Source organism: Vibrio sp. 1078-1 (assembly GCF_033340475.1).
Genome location: NZ_JAWOWM010000757.1, coordinates 1 through 547, shown reverse-complemented (window position 1 = coordinate 547; position 547 = coordinate 1). Strand labels below are relative to the sequence as shown.

The 547-nt window shown below is 44.6% G+C and carries 1 protein-coding gene and 1 pseudogene; one reads left to right on the top strand and one right to left on the bottom strand.

Translation table 11 applies throughout. The features are described from left to right. Positions 1-110 (top strand): annotated as a pseudogene (locus R7190_RS29895) (dihydroorotase); the annotation flags it as partial. Positions 111-198: 88 nt separating this feature from the next. Here R7190_RS29895 and R7190_RS29890 read toward each other — a convergent pair. Beyond that, a partial coding sequence (locus R7190_RS29890; protein WP_318138211.1) for a DUF808 family protein occupies positions 199-547 on the bottom strand: 349 nt, incomplete at its 5' end.

Here is a 547-nt window from a genome sequence, read left to right as displayed (position 1 = left end):
CGGTGACGCTAGAAAAATCGGCTTGGGATGTTCCTGAATCTATGCCATTTGGCAACGACATCGTTGTGCCTATTCGTGCAAACGAACAAATTGAGTGGAAAGTGAAGTAATCGCTTCACGCAAATAACGTGCATAAAAAAGGGTCATGACGTTCTCCGAATTAGAGACAGCATGGCCCTTTTTCATTTTATATGTGGATTATTTACCGCGAAGCTTTTCTACCACCGTCCATACAGCAACCACAATCAAACCCGCTACAAAACCGATAATGCCGTTAAGCAAAATAGGCAGAATCGCTGTAGCAACCGAATGACCACTAAAGTTCATAATAATCGGTTCTACAAAGTGGTGAATGGCGGGTACGTTGTGCACTACAATCCCGCCACCGACTAAAAACATCGCCGCAGTTCCCACAATCGTTAACAACTTCATCAGCTTTGGTGCAAAAGCAACTAAAGCACTGCCAACTTTCGCCATCCAGCCCTTACCTTTTGAGCGAATTTCAAGGTAGAAGCCCAAGTCATCCAATTTCACGATGCCTGCTACT